We start from the raw sequence: 26,353 nt of genomic DNA, 5'->3' as shown, positions 1-26,353 counted from the left end.
GCTTTTTTCCGAGGAAAACCATGCAACTCACAGGTCAGCTCCTGATCGGCCAGTCGGCCGTCGCCGGACAGAACGGCACCCTCCATGCGCTCGCCGCCGCAACAGGCGAACCGCTCGAACCGGCGTTCGGCGGTGCGAGCCTGCACGACCTGGAAACGGCGTGCGCACTCGCCGACGACGCGTTCGATACGTATCGCGAAACGTCGCTCGAAGCACGCGCCGCGTTCCTCGATGCGATCGGCCGCCACGTCATGGCGCTCGGCGACGAGCTGATCGAGCGCTGCGTCGTCGAAACGGGGCTGCCGCGTGCGCGCATCGAAGGCGAACGCGGCCGCACGGTCGGGCAGCTCGCGCTGTTCGCATCGCTGGTGCGGGACGGCGGTTTTCTCGACGCGCGGATCGACCCGGCACGCCCGGAGCGCAAGCCGCTGCCACGCGTCGACCTGCGCCTGCGCAACGTCGCGCTCGGCCCCGTCGCCGTGTTCGGCGCGTCGAACTTCCCGCTCGCGTTCTCGGTGGCCGGCGGCGACACGGCGTCGGCGCTGGCGGCCGGCTGCCCGGTGATCGTCAAGGCGCATTCCGCGCATCCGGGCACGTCGGAACTCGTCGGCCGCGCGATCCAGCAGGCCGTGCGCGAATGCGGGATGCCGGCCGGCGTGTTCTCGCTGCTGTTCGACGCATCGCGCGAGATCGGCCAGGCGCTCGTCGCCGATCCGCGCATCAAGGCCGTCGGCTTCACCGGCTCGCGTCGCGGCGGCGTGGCGCTGATGCATATCGCGGCCGCGCGAGCCGAGCCGATCCCCGTCTATGCGGAAATGAGCTCGATCAATCCCGTGCTGCTGTGTCCCGCCGCGCTCAGTGCGCGTCACGACGCCATCGCATCGCAGTTCGTCGCGTCGCTTACGCTGGGCGCCGGCCAGTTCTGCACGAATCCGGGCCTCGTGCTCGCGGTCGACGGCCCCGCGCTGCGCGCCTTCGAAGCCGCGTCGGCCGATGCCGTGCGCGCCGTGGCCGCGCAGACGATGCTGACACCGGCCATCCACGCGAGCTATGCGCAAGGCGTCGCGGCGCTGCGCGCTCACTCAGCCGTCGAACTGCTGGCCGAAGGCGTCGAAGGCGGCCGCCATCAGGCCCGCGCGGCGCTGTTCGCGGCCTCCGCCGACGCGTTCATCGCCCACCCCGAACTGCGCGACGAAGTGTTCGGCCCCGCGTCGCTGGTCGTGCGCTGCCCGGACGCCGACACGCTGCATCGCGTGCTGAAATCGCTCGAAGGCCAGTTGACGGTCGCCGCGCATCTCGCCGACGGCGACGCCGCGCTGTTCGCCGCGCTGCGCCCGACGCTCGAACGCAAGGCAGGCCGCATTCTCGTCAACGGCTTCGGCACGGGTGTCGAGGTCGGCCACGCGATGGTGCACGGCGGCCCGTTCCCGGCGACGTCCGACACGCGTACGACGTCGGTCGGCGCGCGCGCGATCGAGCGCTTCCTGCGCCCCGTGTCGTACCAGGACGTGCCGGACGCGCTGCTGCCGGACGCGCTCCGCAACAGCAATCCGCTGCACGTGCCGCGACGCATCGACGGCGTGCCCGCCCCATGCGAGGTGAACCATGTCTGAGCGCACCGCCGAAGTCGTGCTGTCGCTCGACGAAGTCCACGCGCTCGCGCTGCGCGTGCTGACGCACAACGGGATGTCCGACGCGCATGCGCGCGCCATCGCCAACGTGATCACGCAGGGCCAGCGCGACGAATGCCATTCACACGGCGTGTACCGGCTGCTCGTGTGCGTGCGCTCGCTGAAGAAAGGCAAGGTCGATCCGCAGGCCGTGCCGACGTTGCGCAAGCTGTCGTCGTCGATCGTCGCGGTCGACGCGCATCGCGGCTTCTCGCTGCTGAGCTTCGAAACCGGGCTGCCCGTGCTGGTCGAGATGGCGAAGCAGCACGGCATCGCCGCGATGGCGATCAACCACTGCTATCACTTCTCCGCGCTGTGGCCCGAGGTCGAGGCGATCGCGGCCGAAGGGCTGGTCGGCATCGCGATGAACCCGAGCCATAGCTGGGTCGCGCCGGAAGGCGGCCGCGAGCCCGTGTTCGGCACCAACCCGATCGCGTTCGCATGGCCGCGCCCGGGCGGCGAGCCGTTCGTGTTCGATTTCGCGACGAGCGCGATCGCGCGCGGCGACATCGAACTGCACGCGAAACAGGGCAAGGCGATTCCGCCGCACTGGGCGATCGACGCCGACGGCCAGCCGACCACCGACCCGAAGGCCGCGCTGCAAGGCGCGATGCGCACGTTCGGCGGCCACAAGGGTTCGGCGCTCGCGGCGATGGTCGAGCTGCTCGGCGGCGCGCTGATCGGCGACATGACGAGCCGGGAATCGATGGACTTCGACGAAGGCGTCGGCGCGACACCGTGCCACGGCGAACTCGTGATCGCGTTCGATCCGAAGGTGTTTCTCGGCGACGATCTCGACGCGGGACTCGCGCGCGGCGAGCGGATGTTCGAATCGATCGTCGCGCAGGGCGCGCGGCTGCCGTCGCAACGGCGCTTCGACGCCCGCGCGCGCAGCATCGCGAATGGGGTGCGGATTCCGAAGGCGCTGTACGACGAGATCCTGACGCTGCTCGACTGACGCGCGATCGAGCGGCGCGGCTTCATCGTCGGCGGAACGGGCGATGGAGCCGCCGCCCGGTTGCGCCGGCGATGGCCTGCGTCGGGCTTCGTGCTTGCTCGGTCTGGTGGGGCTCGCGCACGCGGCGCACCCGGCCGCTGTCCGCCGCACCGCCCGCGCCGGCCGGCGCCGCCCGCCCGGCGGCTGTGGGATAATCGCGAAGTTTGCCCAGGGCGCAGCTCAAGAGGTTGTTCGCACGGGCGCGAGAGAGGCCTTTATTCCCCGAGCCTCCACCCTTTTCCCGCGATATTTCTTCAGCCATCACCATGCCCACTTACCGTTCCAAAACCTCCACCGCCGGCCGCAACATGGCAGGTGCGCGCTCGCTGTGGCGCGCCACCGGCATGAAAGACGACGATTTCTCGAAACCGATCATCGCGGTCGTCAACTCGTTCACGCAATTCGTCCCCGGGCACGTTCACCTGAAGGATCTCGGCCAGCTCGTCGCGCGCGAGATCGAAGCCGCGGGCGGCGTCGCGAAGGAATTCAACACGATCGCGGTCGACGACGGCATCGCGATGGGCCACGACGGCATGCTCTATTCGCTGCCGAGCCGCGACATCATCGCCGATTCGGTCGAATACATGGTGAACGCGCACTGCGCGGACGCGATGGTGTGCATCTCGAACTGCGACAAGATCACGCCGGGGATGCTGATGGCCGCGATGCGCCTGAACATTCCGGTGATCTTCGTGTCGGGCGGCCCGATGGAAGCCGGCAAGACGCGCCTCGCGAACCCTGTCACCAAGTCCATCGAACTGAAGAAGCTCGACCTGGTCGACGCGATGGTGATCGCGGCCGACCAGTCGTATTCGGACGCCGACGTCGCCGAAGTCGAGCGCTCGGCGTGCCCGACCTGCGGTTCGTGCTCGGGCATGTTCACCGCGAACTCGATGAACTGTCTGACCGAAGCGCTCGGCCTGTCGCTGCCCGGCAACGGCACGGTGGTCGCCACGCACGCCGACCGCGAACAACTGTTCAAGCGCGCCGGCCGCCGCATCGTCGAATTGACGCGCCAGCACTACGAGCAGGACGACGAACGCGTGCTGCCGCGCGCGGTCGGCTTCAAGGCGTTCGAGAACGCGATGACGCTCGACATCGCGATGGGCGGCTCGACCAACACGATCCTGCACCTGCTGGCGATTGCGCGTGAAGCCGGCATCGACTTCACGATGAAGGACATCGACCGCCTGTCGCGCATCGTGCCGCAGCTGTGCAAGGTCGCGCCGAACACGAACAAGTACCACATCGAGGACGTGCACCGCGCGGGCGGCATCATGGCGATCCTCGGCGAACTGGACCGCGCCGGCAAGCTGCACACCGACGTGCCGACCGTGCACGCGCCGACGCTGAAGGATGCGCTCGACCAGTGGGACATCGTCCGCACGCAGGACGAAGCGGTCCGCACGTTCTACCTGGCCGGCCCGGCCGGGATCCCGACGCAGGTCGCGTTCAGCCAGAACACGCGCTGGCCGAGCCTCGACCTCGACCGCGCCGAAGGCTGCATCCGCTCGTACGAGCATGCGTTCTCGAAGGAAGGCGGCCTCGCCGTGCTGACGGGCAACATCGCGCTCGACGGCTGCGTGGTGAAGACGGCCGGCGTCGACGAAAGCATCCTCGTGTTCGAAGGCTCGGCGCACGTCACCGAATCGCAGGACGAAGCGGTCGAGAACATCCTGAACGACAAGGTCAAGGCCGGCGACGTGGTGATCGTGCGCTACGAAGGCCCGAAGGGCGGCCCCGGCATGCAGGAAATGCTCTACCCGACCAGCTACATCAAGTCGAAGGGGCTCGGCAAGGCGTGCGCACTGCTGACGGACGGCCGTTTCTCGGGCGGTACGTCGGGTCTGTCGATCGGCCACTGCTCGCCCGAAGCGGCAGCGGGCGGCGCAATCGGCCTGGTGCGCGACGGCGACCGGATCCGCATCGACATTCCGAACCGCACGATCGACGTGCTCGTGTCGGACGAGGAACTGGCGCGCCGCCGCGAGGAGCAGAACGCAAAGGGCTGGAAGCCCGCGCAGCCGCGTCCGCGCAAGGTGTCCGCGGCGCTGAAGGCATACGCGAAGCTGGTCATGTCGGCCGACAAGGGTGCGGTGCGCGACCTGTCGCTGCTGGACGACTGACGCAGCGGGCTGCGGGCGACCGGTAGCACGTTACCTCGCCCGCTTGCCTGATCTCAAGGCCGCTCTCCGGAGCGGCTTTTTTTCGTCCGGGGCGCGGCGCACCCGCGGCACCGGCGCGATCAGTGCCGGCGTTCGTCGGGGCCGCCACCACCGCCGCCGTGGTGACCGCCACCGTTTCCGCCGCCCTGCGGCTGCGCATAACCGCCGCCGCCCTGCCGCACCGGCGGCGGCATCGTGCGGGCCTCGCCGCCCGGGGCGGGCGGCGGCCGCAGCACGGCCGGCGGAGGGCCGGCCGGACGCGCATTGCCCGCTCCGCCCGGCATCGGCGTTGGCGCCGGACTGCCCGGACGCGCATTACCCGCCCCACCCGGCATCGGCGTTGGCGCGGCCGGCGCCGGCATCCGGTTCGCACCGTTCCAGCCGCCGCGCGTCGCCGACGGCCGCGTGTCATGCACGGGCGGCGGGCCGCCCGGCGCGACCTGCATCGGCGCGCCCGGTTGCGGACGCCCTTGCGCCGGCGGCATGCCGCCCGGGCCGAGCCTCGGCTCCGCCCGATGCGCCCAGCGGTCGCGGTCCGGATACCACGGGCGGTGCCGGTAATAGCGATCCCAGTACGCGCCGATCGCGAATCCGGTCACCGGCACGCCGATGATCGCGCCGTACTCGAGCAACGGCACGTAGCTGCCTTGATACGGATAGTCGAGCAACTGCGCATCGATCCAGCCGCGCACGCCCGGCAGCGCGACGTCGCACCACGTGTAGTCGCCCAGGCAGCCGAATACGCCCAGCGCGGTGCCGGGCGGAATCTGCGCGACCACCGGGTAATCGGGCGCCGGCCCCGCATACAGCTCGGCCGGCGAATTCGTGTAAGCGCTGCTCTGCGCATCGGCGACGCCCGGTGCGGCCGCGAGGCCGGCCAGGACGATGCACAGACTTCGGACAATCGTGTTCCTCATGATGCTCTCCCGCGCCGTCGCGCGCCGGTCAGTGCCGATGGCCGCCCCCCCAGTGACCGCCACCCCCGTGACCGCCACCCCAATGCCCGCCGCCCCACGGACGATGCCAGTACCCGCCGCGCCCGCCCCAGTATCCGCCGCCCCAGCGGCCCCAGAAGCCGATCGTCACGGGCGGCCCGTACCAGCCGGAGTAGTACGCCGGGTAGTAATACGGATACGGCGGCGGCACATAGGCCGGGGCGACATACACGGGCACCGCCGTGCCGGCGTCGACCTGCGCCTGCCGTACGGTCGATGCGGCCGGACCGGACGCAGTCGGTGCGGCCGCGATCTCGCGCTGCGTCACCGTGGCGGACACCGGCGCGTAATAAGGTGCATAACCGTACGGGCTCGTGTAGTAGCAGCCGCCAAGCGTCAGTGCAGCCAGCGCGAAGACGGCGGGCCTCGCGGCGGGAATCGGGTTCATCTCGTACTCCGGCAGAATCCGCGCGTCGCCGCCGGGCGCGCGCCTGACTCTAGCTTACGTCCCCTGCGGATTTCCGCGCGTATGATCGGTTACTTTTTGTTTCCTGCACCCTGCGGCCGGCCGGGCACGCCGCGTGCTGGCCCGTCCGCGGCGCCGGCGTTGAAGTTGGCGCAAATGCCCTCAACTTGAACGATGTCGGGCTGACCGGCGCGGACGGGCGTCCGCGACCCACCGGCAACCGCAAACCGGCGGGCTTCGGCCCGCCCTGACAGGAACGCGGCTCGCGCCGCCATCGACATGACTACGCCACGCCCCACTCCCCGGGCGGACACCCCGCTCGATCCGATCATCCAGCTGCTGGCCCTTGCCGGCGAACAGGGTTATCTGACGCACGCCGACCTCGTCGACGCGCTGCCGCCCGAAAGCGACAGCCCCGACGCGCTCGAGGTCGTGCGCGCCGCGCTGGCCGACATCGGCATCGCGGTACTCGACGAGCCGGCCGTGCCTGCACCGTTCGCTGGCGCGGCGCCGGTCGAGGTCGATCGCGACGCGCTCGACGAAGGCCGGGCCATGCTCGGCGACCTCGCGCGCGGCACGAGCGCGTCGACCGATCCGCTCGCGCTGTACATGCGGCGCATGCACGCGGTGCCGCTGCTCACGCGCGAAGGCGAAATAGTGCTCGCCCGCGAGATCGAGACGGGCCGCCATCAGATATTGCATGCGATTGCCGGCTATCCGCCCGCGGTCGACGCGCTGCTCGAGCGCCATCGCGCGACGGGTGCAGCCGGATCGCCCGATGAAGAGGATCGCGAAACGTCCGCGCCCGCCCGCTACGACGCGCTGCACGCAGCGGTGTCGGCGTTGCGCGACGCATTGCATGCGCATGGCAGCCGCTCGGCCGAATACCGCGACGCGCGCAACCAAGTGGCGACCCTGCTCGGTTCGCTCGCGTGGGTCGCGCCGGCCGTCGACGACGCAAGTCGTGCCGTGCGCGCACTCGCCACCGCCCGCGATGATTCGTCGGCGACCGACGCCGCGTGCTTCGACGCGGTCGCGCGGCGCGCCCTTGCAGCCGCGCTGAGCGACGGCCAGCAGAAGGTGCGCGACGCGACGCGTGCGATGCTCGAGGCGAACCTGCGGCTCGTCCTGTCGATCGCGCGCAAGTACCTGAATCGCGGCGTCGACCTGTCCGACCTCGTGCAGGACGGTTGCCTCGGCCTGATGCGCGCGATCGAGAAATTCGAATACCGGCGCGGGTTCAAGTTCTCGACCTATGCGACCTGGTGGATCCGCCAGGCGATCGCGCGCGCGGTCGCGGATCGTTCGCGCACGATCCGCGTGCCGGTGCACGTCGGCGACCAGTACCAGCGCGTGCAGCGGCATGCGCTCCGCTTTCGCCAACGTACCGGCCGGCGGGCCACGCCGGCCGAGCTCGCGGCCGAAACCGGCCTCGACGAAGGCAAGCTGCGCGCGGTGCTCGCGCTTCCCGCCGAGCCGGTTTCGCTCGACACGCCGCTGCCCGACGCGGACACCGGCCTCGTGGAGCTGATCGAGGATCAGGCGTCGGCCAGCCCGTTCGAGCAACTGGCCGACACGCGCATGCGCGACTGCGTACGGGCGCTGCTGCGTTCGGTCACGCCGACCGAGGCCGACGTGCTGCGCCGGCGGTTCGGCCTCGGCGGCACCGAGCCCGACACCTACGACGCGATCGCGCAGGATGCGGGGATGTCGCGTGAGCGCGTGCGGCAGATCGAGAAACGCGCGCTCGCCGCACTGCGTACGGCCGCCGAGGCCGAGAACGCGCAGTCGTTTCTCGACGCGTAACCGCATCGCGCGCAGCGCACGGTCGGGCCGCGTTCCGGCCCGACCGTGCGCTGCGCGCCTGTGTTACGTTTGCCATTGACGCGCATCAAGTTTTCTTCATCGCGCGTCGCGACAATGGTTGACAGCCGACCGGCGCGTCGTGCGCCGCGTCCATTCCGTTTGTGCTTTCCGGGTCCCTTGCCATGCAGTCGACCGTCAGCCAGACGTACGAGGAAAACCGGACTGTCGCGGCCTGCCTGCGCGAGGCCGCGCAGTGGCTCGTCGACCAGGGCGCGAACCCGTATCGGGTCGCCGCGTACCGCTCGGCGGCCGATACGGTCGACGCGCTCGACCGTGACATTCGCAGCGTGTTCGACACCGGCGGCGTCGAGGCGCTCGGCGCGCTGCCCGACATCGGCGCGGGCGTCGCGCAGGCGATCGCCGAGCTGCTGGTGACGGGGCGCTGGCGCCAGCTCGACCGCCTGCGCGGCGACGCGGAACGCGCGTCGGCCTTCGAAGCGGTGCCGGGCATCGGCCACGCGCTCGCGCTGCGCATTCACGATGCGCTGCATATCGACACACTGGAGGAGCTCGAACGCGCGGCCCGCAACGGCCAGCTCGAAACGATCGCGGGCGTCGGCCCGCGGCGCGCGGTCGGCATCCGCGCCGCGCTCGACGACGTGCTGAGCCGCCGCCGGCGCTGGCAAGGCCACATGCGACACGCCGGCCCCGGCACGGAGCCGCCCGTCGAACTGCTGCTTTACATCGATCGCCAGTACCGCAACAAGGCAGCCGCCGGCGTGCTGCCGACGCTCGCGCACCGGCGCCTGAACGCGGACGGTTACGTGCCGCCGCCCGTGATGCACATGACCAAGGGCGGCTGGCATTTCACGGTGCTGAGCCAGCATGCCGCCATGCGCACGCCGGAAGCCGGGCGCCCGACCGACTGGGTGTCGCTCTATTTCTACGATGCCGTGCAGTGCGAGCACCAGCGCACCGTGTTTACCGGGACGTACGGCGCGCTCGCCGGCAAGCGGATCGTGCGAGGGCGCGAGATGGAATGCCGCGTGTATTACGCGGGGTGATGCAGGCGTCGGCGGTCTCGCCGACGTCGAAGGCGATACGGGCCGTATCGCCTTTTCGCGATTCGGCACGTCGAACCGGTCACGTCGCCACGTAGCCGCCCTCCTGCCGCACCGCTCCGAACCGCTACCGCACCGCCCGCTTCATGCGGATTCGCCGCCTACGCAGCTTCCGCCTTCGCGCGGCGCGCCGGATGACGATGCGCGGCAATACGCAGCAGCTTCTGGAACGACGGGCATTCGAGATGGTTCGCGGCCGGGCACACGGCCGCATGCCGCAACGCGTCGCGCACCGCGCCGAGACGGCGGATCGTGCGATCGAGCTCGTCGGCCTTGCCGTCGAGCTTCGCGCGATCGATCGCGGGCCGCCCCTCCGCGCCGACCATCGCGAGGATGTCGTCGAGCGAGAACCCGGCCTCCCGCCCGAGCGCGATCAGCGCCAGGCGCTCCAGCACCGATTCGTCGTATTGCCGCCGCAGCCCGTGCCGGCCGATCGGAACGATCAGCCCCTTTTCCTCGTAGTAGCGCAGCGTCGACGCGGGCAACCCCGTGCGCCGCGCGACGTCCGCAATGTCCAGTCGGCTCATGCTTGACCTCAAGTGAACTTGAAGTTGCAAGATAATCGCCCGACTCCACGAAGACAAGCCCGGACCGTCATGAAACCGTTGAAACCGCGTCGTATTCCGCTGTGGGGCCCGCGAGCATGGCCGCACCGCTCTTCGTGATGCAGCCGGCGTTCGGTTTCTGCATCGCGGCGTCGCGCACGCCGCAGCCGGACGTCGCGCGCCGGCGCAGCCTCGTCACGCATCTGTCGTACGGCGTAGGGCTCTACCTTGCGGCGTACACGCTCGCGGCGCCGGCCGGTTGACCAGCGCGCCGGCGTACCCTCAACCTCCCCTGCAACACCCGTTCACCGTCCTTCTACACGCGGCCGAGCCTGACCACGCAGTCTCATTGCCCCGTGCGCCCGACCGGGCGCCCGCGTCACTCGCCGCCGCAATCGATCAGGTTGCGGCGCACGCGCCCGAGCAGCCGCACCAGCGTATCGCGCTCGTCGGGCGTGAAGCCGCGCAGCCCGTCGTCGGCGACGGTATCGCCCACTTCCAGCATCTGCGGAAAGATCTCGCGCGACTTGTCGGTCAGCCGGATCACGAACGCACGGCGGTCGTCGTCGTTCGCGATGCGTTCGATCCAGCCATAGCCTTCCATCCGGTCGAGCAGCCGCGTGAGCGAGATCGGCGTGATCTCGAGCCATTCGGCGAGCCGGGCCTGGTTCATCTCGCCCTTCCACGTCAGGTACGCGAGCACGCGGCTTTGCGCCCGCGTCAGCCCGATGCGCTTCGCGCGCCGGTCGAACAGGCGACCGTTCAGGCGGGCCACGTCGGCGATCAGGTAACCGATCCGGTTCTCGTAGGTCTTGTCCATGCGGCGATTATAGGGTCAAGCCGGAACCGGCCCACGACCCGCCATTCAGAGATAAGCGGATATATAATAAGCCTGCTTATAATTTGCGTCGTGCCAGATCGCAGACCACGCCCGACCGCCCCACGGAGACACGCGCTTGAACCCCGCCGCCGACGCCCCCGCCTCGCCCGCACTGAACCGGCCGATGCTGACCCTGTCGATCATGCTCGCCACGTTGATCCAGACCCTCGACAGCACGATCGCGAACGTCGCGCTGCCGCACATGCAGGGCACGCTGTCCGCGTCGCAGGACGAGATCACGTGGGTGCTGACCTCCTACATCGTCGCCGCGGCGATCGCGACGCCGCTCACCGGCTGGCTGTCCGATCGGCTGAGCGTAAAGCGGCTGCTGATCGTGTCGATCGCGGGCTTCACGGTGGCGTCGGCGCTGTGCGGGCTGTCGGAGACGCTCGTGCAGATCGTCGGCGCGCGATTGCTGCAAGGCGTGTTCGGCGCCGCGCTGGTGCCGCTGTCGCAGTCGATCCTGCTCGACATCAACCCGCGCGAGAAACAGGGCCAGGCGATGGCGATCTGGGGGATGGGCGTGATGGTCGGCCCGATCCTCGGCCCGACGCTCGGCGGCTGGCTCACCGACAGCTACAACTGGCGCTGGGTGTTCTTCATCAACGTGCCGATCGGCGCGTTCGCGCTCGCCGGCGTGATGACCTTCCTGCCAGGGCGCCCGCCGCGTCCGCACGTGAAATTCGACGCATTCGGCTTCGCGACGCTCGCGCTCGCGATCGGCGCATTCCAGGCGATGCTCGACCGCGGCGAACAGCTCGACTGGTTCGGCTCATACGAGATCCGCATCGAGGCGCTCGTCGCGGCGCTCGGCTTCGCGTTCTTCCTCGTGCATACGACGACCGTCGGCAAGGCGTCGTTCTTCAAGTCGGAACTGCTGCGCGACCCGAATTTCGCGACCGGCACGTTGTTCATCTTCGTGGTCGGCGCGGTGCTGTACGCGACCCGCGCGCTGCTGCCGCCGATGCTGCAGAACCTGATGGGCTACCCGGTCGCGACGACGGGCCTCGTCACCGCGCCGAGCGGCGCCGGCACGATGATCGCGATGCTGTTCGTCGGACGATTGTTGAAATACGTGGACGCGCGAACGTTGCTGTTCGCCGGGCTGGCGATTTCCGCGCTCGCGCTGTGGCAGATGATGCAGTACACGATCGTGCTGTCCGAGGCGGACATCGTGTGGCCCGGCGTGATCCAGGGCTTCGGCCTCGGGCTCGTGTTCGTGCCGCTGAGCGCGCTGTCGTTCTCGACACTGCCGCCCGAGCTGCGCGCGGACGGCACGGCCACCTACAGCCTGATGCGCAACATCGGCAGCAGTATCGGCATCTCGATCGTGCAGACGCTGATGACGCGCAATACGCAGGTCGCGCATGCCGACCTCGCGACCCACATCACGCCGTTCAACCCCGCCGTGCAGGCGCTGGCCGGCAGCCGCGTCGACATCGCGCTGCTCGACCGCACGATCAACCAGCAGGCGACGATGATCGCGTACCTGAACGACTTCAAGCTGATGTTCGTCGCGACGCTGCTGATGGTCCCGCTGTTGCTGCTGATCCGCCCGCCGCAGAAAGCGGCGAGCGTCGACGTCGCGCATGCGGCGATGGACTGACGATGCGAAGGAGAGGCGAAGGACGTGCGCACGACGCACGCCCGTCGCGGGCCGATACGTCAGGCCTTCATCGAGCCGGTGCGCACGTAGCGCTCGTGCCACGACAGCGCCTCGGCGAGCAGATGCGGCGTGTGCTTGCCGAAGCTGTCGCGCGACGCGCGCTCGAAGTAGTCCTCGAGCATGGGCCGGTAGTCCGGGTGCGCGCAGGTCGCGATGATCTTGCGCGCGCGCTGCTTCGGCGACAGGCCGCGCAGGTCGGCCAGCCCCTGTTCGGTGACGACGACCGCGACGTCGTGCTCGGTATGGTCGACGTGGCTCGCCATCGGCACGATCCGCGAGATCGCGCCGCCCTTCGCGGTACTCGCCGACATGAAGCACGACAGGTAGCCGTTGCGCGCGAAATCGCCCGAGCCGCCGATGCCGTTCTGGATCTTCGTGCCCATCACGTGCGTCGAGTTCACGTTGCCGTAGATGTCGGCCTCGATCATCCCGTTCATCGCGATGCAGCCGAGGCGGCGCACGAGTTCCGGATGGTTGCTGATCTCCTGCGGGCGCAGCACGATCTTCTCGCGGAACGTCGCGATCTCGTCGGCGAAACGCTGCACGGCGGCCGGGCTCAGCGACAGCGCGGTGGCCGACGCGAAGCTCAGCGTGCCGTCGTCGAGCAGGTCGAGCATGCCGTCCTGGATCACCTCGGTGTAGGCCGTCAGGTTCGAGAAACCGGCCGAGCTGAGTTCCGCCAGCACCGCGTTCGTGATGTTGCCGACGCCCGACTGCAGCGGCAGCAGGTTTTCCGGCAGGCGGCCGCGCTTCACTTCGTGGCGCAGGAAGTCGATCAGCTGCAGCGCGATCTGCTTGGACGTGGCATCCGGCGCGGAGAATGCATTGCTGCGATCGGGCGCGTCGGTCTCGACGATCGCGACGATCTTGTCGGCCGGGCAACGCAGGTACGGCTCGCCGATCCGGTCGTCGCTCTTCGTCAGCGGAATCGGCTTGCGGTGCGGCGGCAGCGCGGTGCCGTAATAGATGTCGTGCATCCCGTCGAGGCCGAGCGGCTGGCGCGCATTCACTTCGAGGATCACGTGCTTCGCGCGCTCGAGCCAGGTCTTGTTGTTGCCGATCGACGCGGACGGAATCAGCAGCCCGTCCTCGCGGATGCCCGCGACTTCGACGATCGCGACGTCGAGATCGCCGTATAGCCCGAACCACGCGTATTGCGCGACGTGGCTCAGGTGGACGTCCTGGTAATCGACTTCGCCGCCGTTGATCTTGTCGCGCAGCGTGGGGTCGGACTGGTACGGCAGCCGCATCGAGATGCCGTTGGTGCGGGCGAGCGCACCGTCGAGCTCCGGTGCGGTCGACGCGCCCGTCAGCACGTTGATCCGGAAGTCCTCGCCGCGCGCGTGCGCCGCGTCGATGTGGGCGGCCAGCGCGGCCGGCACGGCCTTCGGATAGCCCGACCCGGTGAAGCCGCTCATGGCGACGGTCATGCCGGGGCGGATCAGCGCGGCGGCTTCGTCGGCGGTGCGGACGAGCGAACGCAGGGCGGGAGCGAGGATGCGTGATGAAGACATGGCTGGTTATCTGACGCTTTGGTCTGTCGTTGACGTCGCGGGGGGTGTCTCCTGAGCGACGCGAAGCCCTTGGGGCCGCGAGGGGCGGCCCGGCACCACGGGCACGGTCGGAGTATCGCAGAGGCCATCGCCGCGAAATGTCCGCTGGATGCAAAAGATCCTTGCCGGATTTGCCGGGTATCGAACGATCGTTCTGTGACAGGCGATCCGCCCGCACCGGATGCCGACGAAAGGTGTGCGAAAGCATCGGGCGAATCGCCGGTTCGCGATCGCCTGCCGTCGCGCGCCAATCGACCGGTTTGCATCGACCTTGACGACGTTCGGTTCGGTAATCGCCGCTACCCATCCGGCGCGGCCGATTGTCGCCCGATGCGGCTGTCCCGGCGCTGATGGAAATCAAGGTCGCATGGGCTGCGCGACCCCGGCCGGGCGGCGCGCGAAAAACACCGCCGAGCCGGCCTGCGAGGCCCGTCCGGCCTTGACAGCCGCGTGACGCGAACCACACTGGAAGGCGGGTCCGGCCGCCCGGTCGGCCACCTCGTTCGCGGTTGCGCTTTTGAACCGGCCGATGCCCGCAAGACGCGGTAACACTCCCGCATGTCAGGACATTGATCGAATAAAAAGCAACAAATTACAATTCCGTATATATTTCGCCGATGGACCAAAGAAAAACCGTCAAACGCCCCGAGCCGCCCCCACCACGCACCTGGGATGCGCGGCTCGCGCGCTCGCTTGTCCGGCCGCTCGTCGATACGCCGATCACGCCGAATCACCTTACCACCCTTCGTCTGCTGATCGGCCTCGCCGGCGCCTGGTGCCTCGCGCACGGCGGCTTCGGCTGGAGCAATGCAGGCGCGTTCCTGATCGTGCTGTCGAACTTCGTCGACCACACCGACGGCGAACTCGCGCGCATCAGCGGCAAGTCCAGTAAGATCGGTCATTTTTACGACCTCGCGGCCGATGCGCTCGTCACGGTCGCGCTGTTCGTCAGCATGGGCGTCGGCATCGTCGCCCAGGGCGGCCAGATGGCCGCGTCGCCGGTGCTGCTCGGCGCGGTCGCCGGCGCGGCCGTCGCGCTGATCTTCTTCCTGCGCATGCGGATCGAATCGATCGCCGGCAAGGCCGGCACCAAGCAGGCATTCGCCGGCGGCTTCGAGACCGAGGACGTGCTGTACCTGCTGCCGATCGTGACGCTCGTCGACGGCGTCGAGCCGTTCCTGCTCGCGGCGTCGATCGGCGCCCCGCTGTTCGCCGCCTGGGTCGTGATCGACTGGTGGCGCATCGTGCGGCGCGGCAACCTCCCGCAGAACCCGGCCGCGCAGAACCCAACCGAAATCCAGGCTTCCAAATGACTCCTAGCACGCGCGACGATTCCGTGCTGAGCCCGGCACGCCCCGCGCCCGTGCGCGCAGCCGCGGCCGATCCCGATCGCACCGTGGCCGACCGCGTCGGCCAGCTCGACCTCGACCGCCTGCGCGGCGACTACACGCGCCAGGGCTCGTTCCTCTACCTCGACACCTTCCTGCCGGCCGACGCGCACGCGAAGCTCGCGAACGCGGCCCGCGCGATGCAGGCCGGCCTGAACCGCAATTACCTGCCCGGCCACAAGCAGGGCGGCAGCGTGAGCCGTCATACGATCGACGAGCAGGCGCCGTACATCGCCGAGCTGTATCGCTCGAAGGCGCTGATCGGCTTCCTCGAGAAAATCACGGGCGACAAGCTGATGCTGTCGCCGGACGACGATCCGCACGCGTACGCGCTGTATTACTACACGAAGCCCGGCGACCACATCGGCTGGCACTACGACACGTCGTACTACGACGGCCGCCGCTACACGCTGCTGATCGGCGTGATCGACGAATCGTCGTGCCGGCTCGACTACGAACTGCATACGCGCAACCCGGACGTCGCCGACGAACCGGGCTCCGTGCAGATCGCCGACGGCGGCATCGTGCTGTTCGATGGCGACAAGCTGCGTCACCGCATCACGCCGCTCGGCCAGAACGAGATGCGCGTGTCGCTCACGTTCGAATACGTGACGAACCCCGGCATGCGGCCGTGGAAGCGCTTCATCTCGAACATGAAGGACGCGATCGCGTATTTCGGTTTCCGCCAGGTGTTCAAGCAACTGGCCACGCGGCGCGCGAGCGGGTCATGACACGCGCGGGCCTCATCCTGCTGTCCCTCGGGACCGCACTCTTCATCGCACTGCTGGCCTGGCAGGGCGTCGGCGCCGTGGCGTCCACGTTCCTCGCGGCCGGCTGGGGCCTCGCGCTCGTCGCGGCGTTCCACGTCGTGCCGCTCGCGATCGACGCGGTCGCGATCTCCGTGATGTTCCGCCGCGGGCAGCCCGGTGCCGAACTCGGCAACGCGCTGCGCGCGCGCTGGGTCGGCGAATCGGTGAACAGCCTGCTGCCCGCCGGGCAGATCGGCGGCCCCGTGCTGATGGTGCGCCACCTCGCGCAGCGCGGCACGCGGATGGCCGACGCGGCCGCCGCCGTGACCGTCGGCACGACGATGCAGGCGCTCGCGCAGATGGCGTTCGCGCTGATCGGCATCGCCGCGTTCAGCCTGTATGCGACGCACGAATCGGTCGCGTATCTGCGCACGCCCGCGCTGATCGCCACCGGCGTGCTCGGCGCCCTCGCCGTCGCGTTCTACGCGGCGCAGCGGCGCGGGCTGTTCGGCCGCGGCCTGCGCCTCGCGTCGAAGCTGCTCGGCCCGCGCGACTGGTCGTCGCTGGCCACGCGCGCCGACGCGATCGACGGCGCGGTCGGCGCGCTGTATCGCGATCGCGCGAAAGTCGCGAAGACCTTCGCACTCAGCCTCGTCGGCTGGATCGTCGGCACCGCGGAAGTGTGGCTCGCACTGCACTTCCTCGGGCACCCGGTCAGCTGGCTCGACGCGCTGCTGCTCGAAAGCGTCGGCCAGGCGATTCGCGGGGCGGCCTTCGCGATCCCGGGCTCGCTCGGCGCGCAGGAAGGCGGCTATCTGCTGCTCGCGCCGCTGGTCGGCCTGCCGCCCGACGCGGCGCTCGCGCTGTCGCTCGCGAAGCGCGCGCGCGAACTCGCGCTCGGCCTGCCCGGCCTGCTCTATCTGCATTTCAGTGAAAGAAACTGGCAGCGGCGCCGTGCGCCGCAGCCGCTCGCCGACTGATCGTTCAGATCGCCGGCTTTTTGGTTGGAGAACCCATGCGAGCCATCATTCTTGCGGCAGGCCTCGGCTTGCGCCTGCAACAACCGCCCGAGGCGCAGTTCCCGAAGTGCCTGCTGCGCTTCGACGACGTGTCGCTGCTCGAGCGCCATCTGCGCGTGCTCGACGCCGCGGGCGTCGATGACATCGTGCTCGGGCTCGGCTTCCAGCACGAGAAGGTCGAGCAGGAACTGAAGCGCCTCGGCCGCACCGCAGAGATCGTGATCAACGACCGCTACGACCTCGGCAGCGTGCTGACCGTGCATACCGTCGCCGATGCGATGACGCGCGGCGGCGACGTGCTGCTGATGGACGCGGACGTGCTGTACGACGAGAACATCCTGCACGCGCTGGTGGCCGATGCCGACAAGGCCGTCGACCGCCTGCTGATCGACCGCGACTTCGAGGCCGGCGACGAACCCGTCAAGCTGTGCCTGAAGAACGGCGTGCCGGTCGAGCTGCGCAAGCAGCTCGCGGTCGACCTCGACTACGACACGATCGGCGAATCGGTCGGCTTCTTCCGCTTCACCGAAGGCACCGCGCGCCGCCTCGCGGCGATCGTCGCGGGCTATGTCGACAGCGGCCGCGCGAACATGCCGCACGAGGAAGCCGTGCGCGACCTGCTGCTCGAAGGCGGCCATTCGTTCGACGTCGCCGACGTCACCGGCTCGCCGTGGATCGAGATCGACTTTCCGAACGACGTCGCACGCGCGACGCAAGACATCCTTCCCCTGATTCAACGCACCACCGCCGGAGCCGCACGATGAACGCACGCGAACCCAACTTCACCGAATCGCGCAGCGCGCGCCTGCGCCGCATGCTCGTCAGCAGCGATCTCGAATTCCTGATGGAAGCACACAACGGCCTGTCCGCGCGGATCGTCCGCGAAGCCGGCTTCAAGGGCATCTGGGCGTCGGGCCTCGCGATCTCCGCGCAGTTCGGCGTGCGCGACAACAACGAAGCGAGCTGGACCCAGGTCGTCGACGTGCTCGAGTTCATGGCCGACGCGAGCGACCTGCCGATCCTGCTCGACGGCGACACCGGCTACGGCAACTTCAACAACGTGCGCCGCCTCGTGAAGAAGCTCGAACAGCGCGGCATCGCGGGCGTGTGCATCGAGGACAAGCAGTTTCCGAAGACGAACAGCTTCATCGGCGGCGAGCGCCAGCCGCTCGCGGAAATCGACGAGTTCTGCGGCAAGATCAAGGCCGGCAAGGATTCGCAGACCGATCCCGACTTCTCGATCGTCGCGCGCGTCGAGGCGCTGATCGCGGGCTGGGGGATGGACGAGGCGCTGCGCCGCGCGAACGCGTATGCGGAAGCCGGCGCCGACGCGATCCTGATCCACAGCAAGCTGTCGCGCCCCGACGAGATCCTGCAGTTCGCGCGCGAATGGAGCGGCAAGGCGCCGCTCGTGATCGTGCCGACCAAGTACTACAGCACGCCGACCGACGTGTTCCGCCAGGCCGGCATCAGCACCGTGATCTGGGCGAATCACCTGATCCGCGCGTCGGCATCCGCGATGCAGGCGACCGCGCGCGAGATCCACGAAAGCGAAACGCTGATCAACGTCGAGGACCGCGTTGCATCGGTCAACGAGATCTTCCGCCTGCAGGACGCCGACGAGTACTCGGCCGCCGAGCGTATCTACCTGTCGTCGTCGTCGCGCGCGTCGAATGCCGCGATCGTGCTCGCCGCGAGCCGCGGCAAGGGCCTCGAAGCCGTGACCGAAGACAAACCGAAGGTCATGCTGCCGGTCGCCGGCAAGCCGCTGCTGCGCTGGCTCGTCGACGGGTTCAAGACGCACGGCGTGAACGACATCACCGTGGTTGGCGGCTATCGCGCCGATGCGATCGATACGTCGGGCATCAAGCTCGTCGTCAACGAGCGCCACGCGCAGACCGGCGAGCTCGCGTCGCTCGCATGCGCGGCCGAACGCCTGACCGGCGACACCGTGATCTCGTACGGCGACCTGCTGTTCCGCAGCTACATCGTGCGCGACCTCGCGGAGAGCGAGGCCGAGTTCAGCGTGGTGGTCGATTCGTCGCTCACCGAGACCAATCAGAGCGTGCGCGACTTCGCCCTCTGCTCGGCGGCCGACGATCGCGGCCTGTTCGGCCAGAAGACCTATCTGCAACGCGTGTCGAGCGACGTCGCGGCGGGCACGCCGCACGGCCGCTGGATCGGTCTCCTGAACGTGCGCGGCGCCGGCGTCGACCGCCTGAAAGCGACGCTCGCGACGCTGCAGGCACGCCCTGATTTCGACACGCTCGACATCCCGTCGCTGCTGAACGAGCTGATCGCCGCCGGCGAGAAGATCGAGGTGCAGTACGTGCACGGCCACTGGCGCGGCGTCAACGACCTGGAAGACTTCCGTCGCGCGGGCGACTTCGCGCACGGCCAGACGCCGCTGTCCGAACCGGGCGCCGGCAACGGGGGCGCACAATGATCGAAGCGGCCCAGTTCGTCGAGGCCGCACGTGAACGCGGCTTCGACTGGTACGCGGGCGTGCCCTGCTCGTACCTGACGCCGTTCATCAATTACGTGCTGCAGGACCCGACGTTGCACTACGTGTCGGCCGCGAACGAAGGCGACGCGGTCGCGCTGATCGCGGGCGCGACGCTCGGCGGCAAGCGCGGGATCGCGATGATGCAGAACTCGGGGCTCGGCAACGCGGTGAGCCCGCTCACGTCGCTCACCTGGACGTTCCGCCTGCCGCAGTTGCTGATCGTCACGTGGCGCGGCCAGCCGGGCGTGGCCGACGAGCCGCAGCACGCGCTGATGGGCCCGATCACGCCGGCGATGCTCGACACGATGGAGATCCCGTGGGAGACGTTCCCGACCGACCCCGAACAGGTCGGCCCGGCGCTCGACCGCGCGATCGCGCACATGGATGCGACGGGCCGCCCGTACGCGCTCGTGATGCAGAAAGGCAGCGTCGCGCCGTATGAACTGAAGGCGAACCCGGCCGCGAAGCCGCGGGCGCACGTCGCCGCGCAATCGTCGCCGCGCGCCGCGTCGGCCGACGCGTGGCCGACCCGTCACGACGCACTGCAGCGCGTGATCGCGCATACGCCGGTCGATTCGACCGTCGTGCTCGCATCGACCGGTTTCTGCGGCCGCGAACTCTACGCGCTCGACGATCGCCCGAACCAGCTTTACATGGTCGGTTCGATGGGCTGCGTGACGCCGCTCGCGCTCGGCCTCGCGCTTGCGCGCCCCGACCTGCGCGTGGTGGCCGTCGACGGCGACGGCGCCGCGCTGATGCGCATGGGCGTGTTCGCGACGCTCGGCACCTATGGCCCGGCCAACCTCACGCACGTGCTGCTCGACAACGGCGCACACGAATCGACGGGCGGCCAGGCGACGGTGTCGCAGCATGTGTCGTTCGCGGGTGTCGCGGCCGCCTGCGGTTACGCGTCGGCGGTCGAAGGCGATACGCTCGACGTGCTCGATGCGACGCTCGCCTCGACCAGCGACGGTGCGCAGTTCGTTCGCTTGGCGATCCGCACGGGCGTGCCCGACGGCCTGCCCCGCCCGACCGTCACGCCGGTCGAAGTCAAGACCCGTCTGATGCGGCACATCGGCGCCGAGCAGACCGAAGCCCACGTTGAAGGAGCCCATTGATGCTGCTGCTGAACCCCGGCCCGGTCACGCTCACCGAGCGCGTGCGCCGCAGCCTGCTGCAACCCGATCTGTGCCATCGCGAAGGCGAATTCTTCGACCTGCAGGATGAAGCGCGCGCGCGCCTCGTCGCCGCGTACGAGCTCGATCCGGCCGAATGGGCCGCCGTGCTGATGACGGGTTCTGGCACGGCCGCCGTCGAGAGCATGATCGCAGCGCTCGTGCCGCAGGACGGCAAGCTGCTCGTGATCGAGAACGGCGTGTACGGCGAGCGGATCACGCAGATCGCCACGCAGTACGGCATCGCCCATGACGTGCTCAAGCATGAGTGGATGCAGGCGCCTGATCTCGCGCAGATCGCCGCGAAGCTCGATGCGGGTGGGTACTCGCATGTCGCCGTGATTCATCATGAAACGACGACGGGCCGGCTGAACGATCTCGATGCGATCGCCGAAGTCTGTCGTGCGCGCGGCGTGAAGATGCTTGTCGATGGCGTCAGCAGCTTCGGCGCGGAAGCGATCGATTTTGCAGGCGGCGTCATCGATGCGGTTGCCGCGACCGCGAACAAGTGCCTGCACGGCGTGCCGGGCGCGGCGTTCGTGATCGTGCGCCGCAGCGCGCTCGTGAAGGCCGCGAGCCGGACTTACTACCTCGATCTCGGGCGGCTTGCGAAGCTGCAAGATCAGCGGAATACGCCGTTTACGCCGTCGGTGCATGCGTATTACGCGCTTGTCGAGGCGCTGCGTGAGTTCGATGAGGCCGGCGGCTGGCGCGCGCGGCATGCGCATTACAAGGCGCTTGCCGATCAGGCGCAGGCCGGGCTTGCGGCGCGCGGGATGCCGCTGGTGCTGCCGGAAGGTGCGTCGTCGGTCGTGCTGCGTGCGTATCGGCTGCCGCAGGGTGTGACGTACGAAGCACTGCACGACGGGCTGAAGGCACGTGGCTTCGTGATTTATGCGGGGCAAGGCGGGCTGTCGAAGGAACTGTTCCGGATCTCGACGATGGGCGCGATTCAGGCGGCCGATGTCGAGCGGTTGCTGGAAGGGTTTACGGCGCTGACGCGGTAAGCGTTGTCCGTAACTTCGTCGACGAAAGGCCCGCAAGGGCCTTTTTTGTTGTCATTTGCACATTCTTGGGGTGTGGAACACGTTGTCGGCATTCGGCCAGAAGCGGTCGTTGGAAATTAGTCGAAAATAGCGTTCTTCCGTGCTATAAATTCATATACGGAAATATCATGTCTATTTAACGTAAGTTCATCGAAGGGGCGCGTGCTGATGGTTGAAATTGACCGACTTTCAGAAGATGAGGTGCTTGCCGTCCGCAGAAGAATGGCATTGCTTCAAATTGCAGCCCGAGATGCTTTCGGGAGAACGGATCCATTAGACATGGGAAAACTCGGGTCTGCAGTATACCGCCAGTATACGTCCGCGGGTGGAGTGTATAAATATCAAACCATTGAAGCGGTTTCGGCGAACTTGTTCTATGGCGTCGCCATGGGCCATGCATTTGAAAATGGGAACAAGCGCACTGCGCTCCTGTCAATGCTCTCACTTTTTGAGAAGAATCGATTTTACCTAATCAATACGAACGAGGATGATTTATACGAACTGGCGCGATCTGTCGCAGCACACGAAATCCCCTTGCTGGACGGCGTAGATAGATCTCCCGACTCCGAAACTCAAGCCATCACTGCCTGGTTGAAGCCAAGGCTGAGGGCGAAGAAATTTGGCGACGTAGCGATGCCGTATAAAGATCTAAAGGCACAGTTAGAGCAATTGGGCTGCACATTTGATAGACCCGATCGCAACTACGTAAAAATCCATCGCGAGAAATGGATGATAAAGACAGGCTATCCCCGTGCAAATTTCGAAGTTGCAGTTGGGGAGGTAAAGAAAATCCGCCGGACCTTGCGTCTTGATGAGGCGCAAGGTGTTGACTCCGCGGTCTTCTACGATCTTGAGCAATCGGTTGATCACTTCGTCAATGAGTATCGCGACTTAATGCGGCGCTTAGCAGATTTGTAAATCTACTATGGCGTAACAAACGCTTGCGGCCGACCGTCAAAAAGCTGCGCTTTTCCCGTCGGCTGAGTGTTACGTTCCTGAATATCAGCTTTGCCGAACCACCAGCGTCTGCATAGGGGCGGAAGTCGCCCGTTGCAGAGCAGCGGCCGGCGGAATTCAGCCAGCAAGCGGGTAGACCTCGCCTTCATCGCCCCGGATGACGGCAGAAAGCGCCACGGCCAGTTGCATAGCCGCCGCCATCGTTGGATCGACCGCGGATAGATTCCGAGGCGCGTTGAAACTTGCACGGCCCTGATTCCAGCTAAAGGACTTGATCCATTCGCCATCGACAAGGACCGCGACATCGCCAGGTCTGCCCGGAATCGAAATCCTTTCGCCCGTCACTGGATTCACCGACGTGACCGGGCGCTCGTCTTCTTTTAAGGAGGCTTGCCCGAGGATAGCGGCCCGCCATTCATCTAGCGAGATGGACGGATCACGTTCGATGTGCAGTCGATAAGCCATGGCAGAAACCGAAACGGTAGGGGGGCGATTACGCTAACACGAATGACGGCTTAGGAGAAAACCGGGTGGTCGCAAGGGGGCACGAAGATGTCGTCGAGCGGCGCGGGGCGGCATCGGGCGGCATCCGGCCAAAAGCGGACATTGGCCTTGTCAGTTTATAGGCCCGCGACATCCCCAATAATGGTCTATTGTCATTAATTAATATTTTTGGTAAATTTAAAATGAGAGCGCGCCCCTCCCGAATTTATTCTCTTCACAAAAACAATCAATAAGGTGCAATTATGCTTCCCTCTAATATCAACGATGACGAAATCGAGAAAAGAATTTTAGATTTCCGATTCCAGGCGGAAAACGGGATCAGCGACGAAACGTGCATAAATGCGGTCACTTCAATTTTTGGAAGCGCATTCTCCTTTGCGACAGAAATGAGATCGTACGAGGAAGGACGGACTTTTTATCGTGTCCGGGCGCTTCCACCAGACGATACTAGCATTCCACTCAAGACAATCCGAAGAATTGAAGACGCATGGGAGCCGCCCAAACAATTCGTTAGTGTACAAAGCCGCCTCAACAAAATTGGACAAAGTATTTTGTATTGCTGTCCAGATGACTTTGAGCTGGCAATAGATGAGGCTAGAGCGAGAAGTAGTAAGCATATCGCGGCTATCGTATATAAATACTTTCGTCCGATAAATGTCGCAGTGCTTGGTGACTACGACAACTCATCACTTCCTAAAGATGAACGATCGAGATTATTTTATTCATTTTTAAATGATGAGTTCTCAAGGCTAGTCCCGAAAGGAAGCGAAGGGCGATACTCCATAACTCGCGCAATCGCTGACACATATTTCAACTATCCAGAACAGGACGCTTGGTGCTACCGCTCCGTCCAATCTCCGGAAAAATTCAATGTGGCATTCTTGCCGGGGAAATCAAAAAGCAGCCTTAATCCGATCGGAATAATGATCTGCGAAATTGGGGCATCATCCAAGAATTCTCTTAAGGTTAAATTAGTAGTTGATTTCGATGAGCAATCTGGAGAGGCTCGTTATCATGCGATTGGTTCAAAAGAGCAGATGAGGATGTTTCCAGAAATTGTACAGGAATAAATTTTTATAAACTTCTAGACAATTGCGCTTTGCTCTTTTAAGTGCCGTTTGCTCGATGGGGTGACCATCTCTACCCCATCGCGACAAATGAATAATTCACGAGGGAGAATATTTACGTGATCGTCTATTATGAAAGACTGCTATGGGTCGGGCAGAGTCGGCCGCCTGTTCTCACCCATCGGCTGGTTCATGCAAAACGCATGAATCGGTGATCGGCCAGGAACAAGCACTTGAGATCCACATCCTTAATGCCTGTTGACGAGCTATCAAACTATTTTCTGCTCAATGGTGCACTGCGGTATATATTTCAGTAAAATCCTCCGAAATACAATTCTCGTTTTTATAAAAAATTATGTTTGAAAAAGGTTTTTTGATAAATCCCGTGAATGACTTCGCCTGGTCTCTGCCGACAGAAAAATGCAATGACCGAGAACTAGACTGGACGATCAAGAATTTATCGGCAAATTTTCAGAAACTTTACGGTTGCACGATAAATTTATTGCAAGTTCAAAATTTCTATTTAAACAACAAGAGTCAGAATTATATGGATCTTGCGACACTTTGCACAAATTCTGTCGAATATTTTTTTCTGAAAATTAATACAATATTTGAAATATGTTATCAGATATACGTTAAACTTTGTGATCCCAAGAAAATAGCAAAACAGTCCAAACACGAACATCTTGAGATAGAGTTCGATAACTACCGTCGCATCACAGGTCGCGAGATTGCATTTGACTGGTACGAACCAATCAACGCAGTAAGAAATAGAATTGCGCATGGTGGCTTCAGTATAAAAAGCTTCCTCTATGAGGATTTTTTGCTTTTTCAAGTTTACAATCGTGACTTGGATGAACAAATACTCGACAATTTTGGATATCTAGTCCACGACAAACCTCTTGTATACGTAGATCTCTACACTACCTTTTATACAACAAAGACTCATCAATACATACGGGAATTTCTTGAATTCGTGATCAATAGATTGACCAGTGGTGAATCAGCGAACCAAGATCTCAGTATTCTTGAGCGTCAGCAAAAAAATTCGGGGAGAGTTTTGTACTACGGATACGAAAAAATATTTATTTCGACAGCGGAACAACTCGGAAAAAGATATTTTCGTAATTGATTTCAAGGAACCGCACGAACGACGTGAAGAAAATTTATTATCTTGAATAATCAATTTTTGCACCCGGTGCGGACATTCTGGGTTTCAAAGTGATTGTCCGTTTCGGGTCGGTAAGCGACTCTCACGCATATCAATGAAAACAACATCTCCGATCACGACAATGAGAATCCTTCGCTTCGCCCCGCTGCTGGCGCTCGCCGCCGCCCCCATGGTTCACGCCGCCGACAGCCAGTCTTGCGACGACGAAACCGTCACCGCCGTCGCCCGCTGGGCTGGCATCGCGAGCGCACGCATCGCCACGCGCGACGCGGACCGGCTCGTCGTTGCGTCGGCGTGCAAGGCCATGCCGAATGCACCGGAAACGACGATCGCGGCCGTCGCGTTTGATTCGCTGCCGAAGAGCAAGAACCCGGACGAAAGCAAAAAGCTGCAGGTCGTCGCACTCGTCGAGGGCGGCAAGGTCGTGGCAGCGGATCGGTCGGTAGTCGAAGAGGATGCCGTGACGGAGATCGGCGAGAACAGCTATCGGATCGACACGGCGCCCTACCGGTTGTCACCCGACGTGCGGGCGTTCGGCGTCGTGTTTACCAGCAGCGCACGCGGGCCGAGTTGCCCAGATGCCAACGCCGGTGAAGAGTTGACGCTGTGGGTGCGCGAAGGCGGCCGTATCCGCCCGGTGTTCGGTACGAATCTATACGGCTGGGTCAGCGTCGAAGGCGACGCCTGCGGCCCGGGTTCAGGCGATGCGCGCAGCGAAGAGACCCGCATGACGATCGCCGTCGAGAAAACGTCGAGCCATGGCTTCGCCGATCTATCGATCACGGCGCACATCACGAAGACGCAGCGCAAGAACGGTGCTTACTCGGATACGGGCAAGCGCACGGCGCGCACGATCGTCCACTACGACGGCAAGTCCTATGGAATCGACATGTTCCGGAACTTCTGGTATTCGCCGGCCGCGAAGAAACGCTTCAAGTAAGGCCAGGGCGAATCGCCACTCCGCCCG

General features: G+C 65.5%; 23 protein-coding genes and 1 pseudogene. 18 read left to right on the top strand and 6 right to left on the bottom strand.

Annotation, left to right across the window (positions count from 1 at the left end):
- The first annotated feature begins 20 nt into the window (after nucleotides 1-20).
- The 3 genes from CFB81_RS20485 to ilvD all read left to right on the top strand — a co-directional run bounded on the left by CFB81_RS20485 (nucleotide 21) and on the right by ilvD (nucleotide 4,793).
- Nucleotides 21-1,613 carry an aldehyde dehydrogenase (NADP(+)) gene (locus CFB81_RS20485; protein ID WP_089436327.1) on the top strand — a complete coding sequence of 531 codons (1,593 nt, stop codon included), beginning with the start codon at nucleotides 21-23 and terminating at the stop codon, nucleotides 1,611-1,613.
- The gene (locus CFB81_RS20480; RefSeq protein ID WP_089436326.1) at nucleotides 1,606-2,628 is read left to right on the top strand and encodes an Ldh family oxidoreductase; all 1,023 of its coding nucleotides are present in this window, start codon (nucleotides 1,606-1,608) and stop codon (nucleotides 2,626-2,628) included. The genes CFB81_RS20485 and CFB81_RS20480 overlap by 8 nt, the downstream gene beginning before the upstream one ends.
- 305 nt (nucleotides 2,629-2,933) lie before the next feature.
- The gene (gene ilvD, locus CFB81_RS20475) at nucleotides 2,934-4,793 is read left to right on the top strand and encodes a dihydroxy-acid dehydratase (RefSeq protein WP_089436325.1); all 1,860 of its coding nucleotides are present in this window, start codon (nucleotides 2,934-2,936) and stop codon (nucleotides 4,791-4,793) included.
- A 119-nt stretch (nucleotides 4,794-4,912) separates the two neighbouring features.
- On the opposite strand, the gene CFB81_RS20470 is transcribed toward ilvD, so the two are convergent.
- Together CFB81_RS20470 and CFB81_RS20465 are read right to left on the bottom strand one after the other, a co-directional pair.
- Nucleotides 4,913-5,749: an SH3 domain-containing protein gene (locus CFB81_RS20470; protein WP_089436324.1), complete on the bottom strand. Its 837-nt coding sequence runs from the start codon at nucleotides 5,747-5,749 to the stop codon at nucleotides 4,913-4,915.
- A gap of 28 nt (nucleotides 5,750-5,777) precedes the next feature.
- Nucleotides 5,778-6,215 (bottom strand): hypothetical protein, encoded by a 438-nt coding sequence (locus CFB81_RS20465; RefSeq protein ID WP_089436323.1) that lies wholly within the window; start codon nucleotides 6,213-6,215, stop codon nucleotides 5,778-5,780.
- Nucleotides 6,216-6,512: 297 nt separating this feature from the next.
- On the opposite strand from CFB81_RS20465, the gene CFB81_RS20460 reads away from it, so the two are divergent.
- Together CFB81_RS20460 and CFB81_RS20455 are read left to right on the top strand one after the other, a co-directional pair.
- Nucleotides 6,513-8,039, top strand: coding sequence for a sigma-70 family RNA polymerase sigma factor (locus tag CFB81_RS20460; protein ID WP_089436322.1), 1,527 nt, complete (start codon nucleotides 6,513-6,515; stop codon nucleotides 8,037-8,039).
- Between the two features lie 182 nt (nucleotides 8,040-8,221).
- On the top strand, nucleotides 8,222-9,103 hold the full coding sequence (locus tag CFB81_RS20455) for a helix-hairpin-helix domain-containing protein (protein ID WP_089436321.1): 882 nt from the start codon (nucleotides 8,222-8,224) through the stop codon (nucleotides 9,101-9,103).
- Between the two features lie 158 nt (nucleotides 9,104-9,261).
- Here the strand turns inward: CFB81_RS20455 and CFB81_RS20450 are convergent, their stop codons facing one another.
- Nucleotides 9,262-9,687 carry a helix-turn-helix domain-containing protein gene (locus tag CFB81_RS20450; protein WP_089436320.1) on the bottom strand — a complete coding sequence of 142 codons (426 nt, stop codon included), beginning with the start codon at nucleotides 9,685-9,687 and terminating at the stop codon, nucleotides 9,262-9,264.
- Between the two features lie 104 nt (nucleotides 9,688-9,791).
- On the opposite strand from CFB81_RS20450, the pseudogene CFB81_RS20445 reads away from it, so the two are divergent.
- Nucleotides 9,792-9,968, top strand: a pseudogene (locus tag CFB81_RS20445) (DUF2938 family protein); the annotation flags it as partial.
- A gap of 116 nt (nucleotides 9,969-10,084) precedes the next feature.
- Here CFB81_RS20445 and CFB81_RS20440 read toward each other — a convergent pair.
- Nucleotides 10,085-10,525, bottom strand: coding sequence for a MarR family winged helix-turn-helix transcriptional regulator (locus tag CFB81_RS20440; RefSeq protein ID WP_069621794.1), 441 nt, complete (start codon nucleotides 10,523-10,525; stop codon nucleotides 10,085-10,087).
- A gap of 136 nt (nucleotides 10,526-10,661) precedes the next feature.
- Here CFB81_RS20440 and CFB81_RS20435 point away from each other — a divergent pair, with 136 nt between their 5' ends.
- Nucleotides 10,662-12,191 (top strand): DHA2 family efflux MFS transporter permease subunit, encoded by a 1,530-nt coding sequence (locus CFB81_RS20435; RefSeq protein WP_089436319.1) that lies wholly within the window; start codon nucleotides 10,662-10,664, stop codon nucleotides 12,189-12,191.
- 59 nt (nucleotides 12,192-12,250) lie between these two features.
- On the opposite strand, the gene CFB81_RS20430 is transcribed toward CFB81_RS20435, so the two are convergent.
- Entirely contained in the window at nucleotides 12,251-13,765 is a 1,515-nt protein-coding gene (locus CFB81_RS20430) for an acetyl-CoA hydrolase/transferase family protein (RefSeq protein ID WP_069618289.1), read from the bottom strand.
- A 656-nt stretch (nucleotides 13,766-14,421) separates the two neighbouring features.
- Here CFB81_RS20430 and CFB81_RS20420 point away from each other — a divergent pair.
- The 8 genes from CFB81_RS20420 (at nucleotide 14,422) to CFB81_RS20385 (ending at nucleotide 22,605) form a co-directional block, all read left to right on the top strand.
- The gene (locus CFB81_RS20420; RefSeq protein ID WP_069618290.1) at nucleotides 14,422-15,117 is read left to right on the top strand and encodes a CDP-alcohol phosphatidyltransferase family protein; all 696 of its coding nucleotides are present in this window, start codon (nucleotides 14,422-14,424) and stop codon (nucleotides 15,115-15,117) included.
- A complete protein-coding gene (locus tag CFB81_RS20415; RefSeq protein WP_089436318.1) occupies nucleotides 15,114-15,923 on the top strand; it encodes a 2OG-Fe(II) oxygenase in 810 nt (269 codons plus the stop codon). The genes CFB81_RS20420 and CFB81_RS20415 overlap by 4 nt, the downstream gene beginning before the upstream one ends.
- The gene (locus CFB81_RS20410; RefSeq protein WP_069618292.1) at nucleotides 15,920-16,921 is read left to right on the top strand and encodes a TIGR00374 family protein; all 1,002 of its coding nucleotides are present in this window, start codon (nucleotides 15,920-15,922) and stop codon (nucleotides 16,919-16,921) included. The genes CFB81_RS20415 and CFB81_RS20410 overlap by 4 nt, the downstream gene beginning before the upstream one ends.
- 35 nt (nucleotides 16,922-16,956) lie before the next feature.
- The gene (locus tag CFB81_RS20405; protein ID WP_069618293.1) at nucleotides 16,957-17,724 is read left to right on the top strand and encodes an NTP transferase domain-containing protein; all 768 of its coding nucleotides are present in this window, start codon (nucleotides 16,957-16,959) and stop codon (nucleotides 17,722-17,724) included.
- The gene (gene aepX / locus CFB81_RS20400; protein ID WP_089436317.1) at nucleotides 17,721-19,406 is read left to right on the top strand and encodes a phosphoenolpyruvate mutase; all 1,686 of its coding nucleotides are present in this window, start codon (nucleotides 17,721-17,723) and stop codon (nucleotides 19,404-19,406) included. The genes CFB81_RS20405 and aepX overlap by 4 nt, the downstream gene beginning before the upstream one ends.
- Entirely contained in the window at nucleotides 19,403-20,584 is a 1,182-nt protein-coding gene (gene aepY / locus CFB81_RS20395; RefSeq protein WP_089436316.1) for a phosphonopyruvate decarboxylase, read from the top strand. Before aepX ends, aepY begins: the two co-directional genes overlap by 4 nt.
- A complete protein-coding gene (locus CFB81_RS20390) occupies nucleotides 20,584-21,648 on the top strand; it encodes a 2-aminoethylphosphonate aminotransferase (RefSeq protein ID WP_089436315.1) in 1,065 nt (354 codons plus the stop codon). The genes aepY and CFB81_RS20390 overlap by 1 nt, the downstream gene beginning before the upstream one ends.
- Nucleotides 21,649-21,855: 207 nt before the next feature.
- Nucleotides 21,856-22,605 (top strand): type II toxin-antitoxin system death-on-curing family toxin, encoded by a 750-nt coding sequence (locus tag CFB81_RS20385; protein ID WP_089436314.1) that lies wholly within the window; start codon nucleotides 21,856-21,858, stop codon nucleotides 22,603-22,605.
- A 156-nt stretch (nucleotides 22,606-22,761) separates the two neighbouring features.
- Here the strand turns inward: CFB81_RS20385 and CFB81_RS35640 are convergent, their stop codons facing one another.
- Nucleotides 22,762-23,109 (bottom strand): hypothetical protein, encoded by a 348-nt coding sequence (locus CFB81_RS35640; protein WP_089436313.1) that lies wholly within the window; start codon nucleotides 23,107-23,109, stop codon nucleotides 22,762-22,764.
- Nucleotides 23,110-23,390: 281 nt separating this feature from the next.
- Between CFB81_RS35640 and CFB81_RS20380 the strand changes: the two genes are divergently transcribed.
- The 3 genes from CFB81_RS20380 to CFB81_RS20375 all read left to right on the top strand — a co-directional run bounded on the left by CFB81_RS20380 (nucleotide 23,391) and on the right by CFB81_RS20375 (nucleotide 26,326).
- A complete protein-coding gene (locus CFB81_RS20380) occupies nucleotides 23,391-24,218 on the top strand; it encodes an RES family NAD+ phosphorylase (RefSeq protein ID WP_089436312.1) in 828 nt (275 codons plus the stop codon).
- Nucleotides 24,219-24,600: 382 nt separating this feature from the next.
- Nucleotides 24,601-25,347 carry a hypothetical protein gene (locus tag CFB81_RS35635; protein WP_143328618.1) on the top strand — a complete coding sequence of 249 codons (747 nt, stop codon included), beginning with the start codon at nucleotides 24,601-24,603 and terminating at the stop codon, nucleotides 25,345-25,347.
- A gap of 160 nt (nucleotides 25,348-25,507) precedes the next feature.
- Entirely contained in the window at nucleotides 25,508-26,326 is an 819-nt protein-coding gene (locus tag CFB81_RS20375) for a multidrug ABC transporter ATPase (RefSeq protein WP_089436311.1), read from the top strand.
- The last annotated feature ends 27 nt before the right edge of the window (nucleotides 26,327-26,353 follow it).

Origin of the sequence: Burkholderia sp. AU28863 (genome assembly GCF_002223195.1) — a bacterium.
Lineage (GTDB): Bacteria > Pseudomonadota > Gammaproteobacteria > Burkholderiales > Burkholderiaceae > Burkholderia > Burkholderia sola.
This window is presented reverse-complemented; position numbering and strand designations above follow the sequence as displayed.

Coding starts and splice junctions, on each gene's coding strand:
- aepX (WP_089436317.1), top strand. CDS start 17,721: ATGAACGCACGCGAACCCAACTTCACCGAATCGCGCAGCGCGCGCCTG.
- CFB81_RS20455 (WP_089436321.1), top strand. CDS start 8,222: ATGCAGTCGACCGTCAGCCAGACGTACGAGGAAAACCGGACTGTCGCG.
- CFB81_RS20380 (WP_089436312.1), top strand. CDS start 23,391: ATGCTTCCCTCTAATATCAACGATGACGAAATCGAGAAAAGAATTTTA.
- CFB81_RS20450 (WP_089436320.1), bottom strand. CDS start 9,687: ATGAGCCGACTGGACATTGCGGACGTCGCGCGGCGCACGGGGTTGCCC.
- CFB81_RS20390 (WP_089436315.1), top strand. CDS start 20,584: ATGCTGCTGCTGAACCCCGGCCCGGTCACGCTCACCGAGCGCGTGCGC.
- CFB81_RS20480 (WP_089436326.1), top strand. CDS start 1,606: ATGTCTGAGCGCACCGCCGAAGTCGTGCTGTCGCTCGACGAAGTCCAC.
- CFB81_RS20460 (WP_089436322.1), top strand. CDS start 6,513: ATGACTACGCCACGCCCCACTCCCCGGGCGGACACCCCGCTCGATCCG.
- CFB81_RS20415 (WP_089436318.1), top strand. CDS start 15,114: ATGACTCCTAGCACGCGCGACGATTCCGTGCTGAGCCCGGCACGCCCC.
- CFB81_RS20440 (WP_069621794.1), bottom strand. CDS start 10,525: ATGGACAAGACCTACGAGAACCGGATCGGTTACCTGATCGCCGACGTG.
- CFB81_RS20465 (WP_089436323.1), bottom strand. CDS start 6,215: ATGAACCCGATTCCCGCCGCGAGGCCCGCCGTCTTCGCGCTGGCTGCA.
- CFB81_RS35640 (WP_089436313.1), bottom strand. CDS start 23,109: ATGGCTTATCGACTGCACATCGAACGTGATCCGTCCATCTCGCTAGAT.
- CFB81_RS20410 (WP_069618292.1), top strand. CDS start 15,920: ATGACACGCGCGGGCCTCATCCTGCTGTCCCTCGGGACCGCACTCTTC.
- CFB81_RS20405 (WP_069618293.1), top strand. CDS start 16,957: ATGCGAGCCATCATTCTTGCGGCAGGCCTCGGCTTGCGCCTGCAACAA.
- CFB81_RS20385 (WP_089436314.1), top strand. CDS start 21,856: ATGGTTGAAATTGACCGACTTTCAGAAGATGAGGTGCTTGCCGTCCGC.
- CFB81_RS20430 (WP_069618289.1), bottom strand. CDS start 13,765: ATGTCTTCATCACGCATCCTCGCTCCCGCCCTGCGTTCGCTCGTCCGC.
- CFB81_RS20485 (WP_089436327.1), top strand. CDS start 21: ATGCAACTCACAGGTCAGCTCCTGATCGGCCAGTCGGCCGTCGCCGGA.
- CFB81_RS20470 (WP_089436324.1), bottom strand. CDS start 5,749: ATGAGGAACACGATTGTCCGAAGTCTGTGCATCGTCCTGGCCGGCCTC.
- CFB81_RS20420 (WP_069618290.1), top strand. CDS start 14,422: ATGGACCAAAGAAAAACCGTCAAACGCCCCGAGCCGCCCCCACCACGC.
- CFB81_RS20375 (WP_089436311.1), top strand. CDS start 25,508: ATGAGAATCCTTCGCTTCGCCCCGCTGCTGGCGCTCGCCGCCGCCCCC.
- aepY (WP_089436316.1), top strand. CDS start 19,403: ATGATCGAAGCGGCCCAGTTCGTCGAGGCCGCACGTGAACGCGGCTTC.
- ilvD (WP_089436325.1), top strand. CDS start 2,934: ATGCCCACTTACCGTTCCAAAACCTCCACCGCCGGCCGCAACATGGCA.